The sequence below is a fragment of the Streptomyces sp. NPDC001443 genome (assembly GCF_053597355.1).
Genome location: NZ_JBSFIA010000070.1, coordinates 21,763 through 27,975 on the forward strand (window position 1 = coordinate 21,763; position 6,213 = coordinate 27,975).

Annotated in this window: 6 protein-coding genes; 2 read left to right on the top strand and 4 right to left on the bottom strand. The window is 71.7% G+C overall.

Annotation, left to right across the window (positions count from 1 at the left end; all coding sequences use genetic code 11):
• The first annotated feature begins 39 nt into the window (after positions 1 to 39).
• Positions 40 to 807: a CDP-alcohol phosphatidyltransferase family protein gene (locus tag ACWC24_RS40060; protein WP_450667844.1), complete on the top strand. Its 768-nt coding sequence runs from the start codon at positions 40 to 42 to the stop codon at positions 805 to 807.
• Positions 808 to 945: 138 nt separating this feature from the next.
• Here the strand turns inward: ACWC24_RS40060 and ACWC24_RS40065 are convergent, their stop codons facing one another.
• The 4 genes from ACWC24_RS40065 to ACWC24_RS40080 form a co-directional block, all read right to left on the bottom strand.
• Complete coding sequence (locus tag ACWC24_RS40065; RefSeq protein ID WP_450667845.1) at positions 946 to 1,677, bottom strand: YcnI family protein; 732 nt, start codon at positions 1,675 to 1,677, stop codon at positions 946 to 948.
• Positions 1,678 to 1,716: 39 nt separating this feature from the next.
• Complete coding sequence (locus tag ACWC24_RS40070) at positions 1,717 to 2,361, bottom strand: hypothetical protein (protein WP_450667846.1); 645 nt, start codon at positions 2,359 to 2,361, stop codon at positions 1,717 to 1,719.
• Positions 2,362 to 2,485: 124 nt separating this feature from the next.
• A complete protein-coding gene (locus ACWC24_RS40075) occupies positions 2,486 to 3,307 on the bottom strand; it encodes an SAM-dependent methyltransferase (RefSeq protein ID WP_450667847.1) in 822 nt (273 codons plus the stop codon).
• Between the two features lie 174 nt (positions 3,308 to 3,481).
• Positions 3,482 to 4,021, bottom strand: a complete 540-nt coding sequence (locus ACWC24_RS40080; RefSeq protein WP_450667848.1) for a hypothetical protein — start codon at positions 4,019 to 4,021, stop codon at positions 3,482 to 3,484.
• A 560-nt stretch (positions 4,022 to 4,581) separates the two neighbouring features.
• Between ACWC24_RS40080 and ACWC24_RS40085 the strand changes: the two genes are divergently transcribed.
• A complete protein-coding gene (locus tag ACWC24_RS40085) occupies positions 4,582 to 6,069 on the top strand; it encodes a hypothetical protein (protein WP_450667849.1) in 1,488 nt (495 codons plus the stop codon).
• The last annotated feature ends 144 nt before the right edge of the window (positions 6,070 to 6,213 follow it).

Consider the following 6,213-nt stretch of genomic DNA (forward strand, 5'->3'; position numbering starts at 1 on the left):
GGCGTTGATCGACTCTGTCACTCGGCCGGAGGATGTGCGGTGGCCCTGAACAACACTTACGACGCAAGGCTGGTCCAGCAGGAGACCGCTGTGGGAGCGGGCGTACAGATCCTGTTGCTGGCCCTGCTCGGCACGGCGATCGGGATGGGGCCGGCGGGCTGGGTGACCGGCCTGACGTTCGCGATCGCGACCTGGGCGGTGCTCTCCCGCGCCCTGCACCGCTCCGGACTGCGTTCCTTCGGCCCCGCCAACCGGGTCACCCTCGGCCGCGCGACCCTGGTCGGCGGAGTGACCGCGCTGGTCGCCGACTCCTTCGAGAGCACGCCGCCGGTCACCCTCCTGGTCGGCCTGACCGCCGTCGCCCTGATCCTGGACGGCGTCGACGGCAAGGTGGCCCGCCGCACCGGCACGTCGACCGCGCTGGGCGCCCGCTTCGACATGGAGGTCGACGCGTTCCTGATCCTGGTGCTCAGCGTGTACGTCTCCATGGAGGTCGGCCCCTGGGTGCTGCTCATCGGCGGTATGCGCTACACCTTCGTCGCCGCCGCCCGGGTGTGGCCGTGGCTGAACAACGCGCTGCCGCCGAGCACCGCCCGCAAGACGGTCGCCGCGCTCCAGGGCGTCCTGTTGCTGCTGGCGGGCTCCGGACTCCTGCCGTACGCGGCCGACTTCGGGGTGGCGCTGCTGGCGCTGGCGCTGCTGGTGTGGTCGTTCGGCCGGGACGTGCTGTGGCTGTGGGCGACCTCCCGCCGGCCCGAGCAGACCGTCCGCGCCGAGCAGAAGGTGCTGGAACTGGCCGCGCACTGACCGTACGACCCCCCGTCCGCCCATCCGTCGGCACCCCCGGACGAACGGACGGCCGAAGGGCCCGGACCACCAGCGGTGGTCCGGGCCCTTCGGCGTTCGGTGTTCGTCGCTGCTCGTCGCTGCTCTCGCTGCTCGTCGCTACGGGCGGGCGGAGCGCGTACGTACGACCGCGAAGGCCGCCGCGGCCAGCCCCAGCGCGCCGACGACCAGACCGGCGATGCCCAGACCGCGCGCGGTGGAGTCACTGTCGGAAGCGGCCTCGGCGTTGCTGTCGGGGGCGATCGACGCGGAGCCCTTCGCGGCCGGGGCCGCGCTGCTCCCGTCGCCCGCCGTCAGCTTGACCACCGGCGCCGGGTTCTCCGGCTCGTCCGCGCCCTCCGCGGCCTGCTCGATCCAGCGGACGACCTTGCCGTCGGAGTAGGTCTGGAGCGCCTTGAACGTCAAAGCGTCGGTGTCGTCGGGCAGTTGGCCGAAAGCGACGTCGAAGTCCTCGAACCCCCCTGCACCGATCTTCCCGCCGGTCCAGGTGATCTCGGAGACGGCCTCGGTGATGGTGCCGTCGTCGGTCTTGACCGGCGTCTTGAGCTTGGTGGTGGTCACCTTCGGCGTCCAGCCGTCGTGCGGGCGGACCAGCACGCCGAGGACGGGGTGGTCGGTCGGCAGGTACACCTGGACCTTCGTGGTGCTGACGGAATCGTCCTCGTTGGGGACACGGAAGGTCAGGAGACCGTCGGTGGCGCCCTTGGCGTAGCTCTCGGGGTGGACGGTGACGTGCGCGGAGGCCGCGCCGGCCGCCGCCAGGACTACGGTGGCGGCGAGCACGGCACCGAGACCGGCGCGGCGCAGGGGGGTGGTGCGGATCGTGGACATGACTGAGTGGATCTCCGTACGGGAGTGAAGCCGATGGGGTCAGACGGTGTACGGGATCCGGGTGGGCGGCCCCCGGCGGCTCACCGCGTGCCGGAGCAGCAGCGTCCGCGGCGGTGCCGCGTCCGTCCGCGCACGGTCAGCGACGGGAAGAAGGAACGGCGTCGGGAAATTGCCCCACCAGGCCGCGAGTCCGGGCAGCAGGGCGACCGCCCGCCGCAGCAACGACCACAGGGCGGCCTCCCCGCGCCGCAGCCACCAGGAGGCGACGAGCGCGGCGAGCACATGCGCGACGACCGCGTGCGGGGTCATGGCGTGCGGATGGGAGGCCGTGTGGCCGTACGTCCCGGCGGCCATGTGCATGTGGGCCATGTGCGTCTGGACCATGTGCGTCTGGGCCATGTGCGCGCGGGTCATCCGCATGACCGGCTCGGCCGTGGCGGTCCGGGAGAACACGGCGTGCAGTCCGGCCTGGACGGCGAGCATGCCCGCGGTGATGCCCGGCAGGGACCGCTCCCGGCCGCCGAGCAGCCATCCGGCCGCGAAGACGGCGAGGAACCCGGCACCGTCCGCCCACAGCGGCGGCACGCCCCCGGCGGCGAGCCCGTGCCCGGCCACGGCGAGCAGCACGCACACCGCGGCGAACACCGCGGCACGCAGGCTCCGCACCGCCCGGGACGCACTCATGGTGACGGATCATCCCACGGACGGCTCTCACCCGTACGGTCGGCCACGGGACCGCCCCCCGGAGCAGCGCCATCGAGGGGCTCCCCGGAGCCGTTCCCCGGAACCGCGACCGCCGCGCACGCCGTCACGGCTTGCGGGCCACGCCCCCGTAGCAGCCGGCCTGGGCGTCGGTGAGGTCGGCCAGCGGCTGGTCCGGCTCCGGGTGCCAGCGATGCGTCACGGCCAGCCCTGGCGACAGCAGTTCCAACCCCTCGAAGAAGCGGGCTATCCGGGCCTTGGACCGCAGCTGGATCGGGATGCCCGCACGGACGTACACGTCCTGGGTACGGGCCATGCCCTCCGGGTCGAAGTCGGTGGTGCCGTGGCTGAGGACGAGGAAGCTGCCGGACGGCAGCGCGTCGACCAGTTCCTCCACTATCTCGTACGCGCCGTGCTCGTCCGGCACGAAGTGCATCAGGGCGCACAGGCTCAGCGCGATCGGCCGGTCGAAGTCGAGCGTGTTCCGGGCCTCGTAGGACTCCAGGACGGACTTCGGCTTCCGCACGTCCGCCTGTACGTAGGCGATCCGGCCCTCGGGGGTTCCGCGCAGCAGGGCCCGCGCGTGGGCCAGCACGATCGGGTCGTTGTCGGCGTAGAACACCCGGCACTCAGCGGCCTCGGCCTGCGCGACCTGGTGCAGGTTCGGCTCGGTCGGCACACCGGTGCCTATGTCGAGGAACTGCCGCACCCCGTGCTCGCGGGCCAGCGTCCGTACGGCCCGGTGCATGAACAGCCGGTTGGCGCGGGCGATGCTGCGGGCGTCCGGGGTGTGCTTGAGCACCTGCTCGGCCGCCTCGGCGTCCACCACGTAGTGGTCCTTGCCGCCCAGGTAGTAGTCGTACATGCGGGCAGGGTGCGGCCTGCTGGAATCGATGGGTACCAACCCCGAAGCTGACTCGACCGACACCGTGTTCTCCTCGACTGTGTACGACGGGCCTTCGCCCCGCCTCCATGCCGGTCACACCGGAACAGCCGACCGACGGCATCACCGTAGGCGACGGTAGTACGGAGTGGCCAGAAAACCCTTACTGGGCCCACGAGTTGGGGCGATTCTGAGCCGAGTTCGGCCGGATCGCTTCGGCTACACGGCTCCCGCCGCGTCCAGGAGGCGCACCAGATCCTTCCTCCCGTAGCCGAGGAGGGCCGCGCGATGGGCGGCCATCAGCATCAGATGCGCGACGATCTGCGCCCCGTAACCGTCCTTGTCGTCGCCCAGCCATTCGCCGGGGTCCTCGACGCCGAGGCTGTTCATCACCAGCCCGTGCGTGCGGCGGATCTCCGTCACGGTGTCGGACACGGCCTCCAGCAGGGTCCGTCCCGGCCGCTCGCACTTCAGGGCAAAGCCTCCCCAGTCGACCGGTTCGCAGCCGCTCGGCGGGTGCAGTCGCAGACCCTCGTAGCGCTCGTGGCCGAAGGCGCCGTCCCCGAACTCGTCGTGCACCAGGGCGAAGCGGTGGAAGCCCGGGGCCACCGGGGACGGCGGTGGGGTGTACTCGCACCCGGCTTCCTCGTGCAGCAGCCGTCGCACCTCCTCCTCGTCGGCCGAGGTGACGGTGAAGCCCGTCTCGGTGTTGTGCCCGGTGAGTGTGCCGTCGTCGTTGCGCTGGAACTTCAGGCTCATCAGCCCCCCCGTGGTCGTCGTCGGCGGGGAACGCCGAACGCTCCCCGTCACACGAACCAACGGACCGCGGCCCACCCGCGTGCCCACCGCCACCATTGTCATCCGATCGTGTGAGCACGCCGCTCGTGCGTGACGATACGACCGGGTCCGCACCCGGCCTGCCCCCGCCGTGGTGTCGGACACGAACCGCCCGGCCGACGGCCCACCGCCGACAGCACCCCGCTCGGCCGAAGCACGGGGCAACACATTTTCTCCACCTTTTCATGCAACCTTTGCCATATCCGGAGAGTCCACATCCATATGTACATGTGCGCCCCCGGCCGGAAGGCCCGAGCGGGCCGACCGCTCCGGCGGTCGGCCCTGCTCCGCCCCGCCGCGTCCTGGGAATGCCGCTTTGAGGGCGAGGACCCTCTCGGGGAGGACGCCGTGTGCGGCGACGCGTCGTGGACGCCCGGACGCTCCTTACCCATCGGCTGCCGCCCGTCTCGCGCCGGCGACGACCGCCTCGTCGCGAGGACGCTCGGCGGACCCCGCTCCCGAACCCATGACCCGCACCTCCGATGAGCGAGCCCCAGTTGATCGACAGCACCACCCCGCAGCGGGACGGCCGCACCGCCGTCCCGCTCTCCCCGGCCGACACGAGAACCGAGCGCCGTCGGCTCATCGAGTCCATACGCGCCCTGCGCCGGCTCCTCGACAAGCGCCGCGCCTTCGAGGTGGCCGACCGCCGCCGCCTGAACCGCGAAGCGAGGGATCGCGACCGCGCCGAGAACGCCCACGGCAAGGCCCTGCAACGCATCCACGAGAAGCGGGCCCGCAGGGAGCGCTCTCTCACCCGCCAGCTGGGCGGCCTGGACGGAAAGCGGGAAAGTCAGGAAAGGCGGGCTCTGGCCATCCTGCGCCGTGAGTCCATCGAGCGCACGCTCAGCACTACGTACCTCACCGCGCGCGAGCTGAACGGCATCGGCAGCGGCCTGATCCGCGACCTCAGGGCACAGGGCATCAGCACGGCAGCCGACTTCAAACGGGTCAGCTGGGGCAAGGCGCCCAACGGCAAGGGCGGCGACGTCCTCTACATCCACCGCACCCGGGGGGGCCGAGTCCACATCAACGGTATCGGTGAGCACCGGGGCCGCCCGTTGATGGAGTGGCGGCGGGCGGCCGTCGCTCGCGCCGAGGCGCGCGCCCCGCACGAACTCCCTCCGGACGAGCGGCACCGCATCGCCGAGATCATCGAGGCGGAACGCACTCGCCTCGAGGAGGAACTGGCCCAGGCGCCGCTCGCGGCGGAAGCCTCTCGCACCGAAGCCGTACGCGTCCACGCCGAAGCCCTCGGACGCCTCACCGGCAACGAGCGCGAGGGGGCCCGCCTCGCCGTCGAGCGCCGGGCCGAGTTCGACATGATGGCGGAACAACTCCTGCTGCTCCAGGCAGAGCTGTCGACCCACATGGACCGGCACGGTGACGCGGGCCTGCTCATCCGCCGCGCCCAGTCCCGTGCGCTGCGCCCCGTCCCCGCCCTGTCCATCGTGCCCGCTCCTCGGACACCCGGGGCCAGTCGGGTACCGCGGGCATCGAAGGAGCCTGCCCGCCCCCGTGTCGACCTCACCAAGCGCGGCACGGCACCCGAAAGCACCCCCGAGCCGCCGCAGGCCCGTGCGAGCCTGGGATGGCTGGTCCCGATCCTCTACTTCGCGTTGACGGCCGTCGTCGGTGTGGGCGAGCTGGGCGCGAACACGGCTTCCCTGTGGCTGATGATCACGTCCCGGCTCTTCGCCGTCTCGGCCGTCGCCGAGCTGCTGCGGCTCTGGATTCCGCGCAGGACCTGGCGAACACCCCGCCCGATGCCCTACGGCACCGGGTTTCAGGCCACCGGAGTCTTCCTCGCCCTGACCGCTGCCGGCATGTTCGAGGACGACAAGCGCGACGTCTTCACGGCCGCCTGCGTCACGTCCGTCCTCGCCGTGCTGTTCCTGCTGGCCGGTACCGGCCTGCGCCTGGACAAGACCCGGACCGGAGGGGACGAGAAGACCCCGCCCTCCGGCTGAGCTTCCGTCCGGCCTCCGGACCGTTCATCTCCTGGACGTCGGCGGCGGCACGGGCCGTGCCGCCGCCCGCTAGGAAGAGCGGCGGGGTGGGGAAGAGTGTGGCACGGTCTGGGTAGGTATCGGTGGTGGGCGGAGAAATAAAAA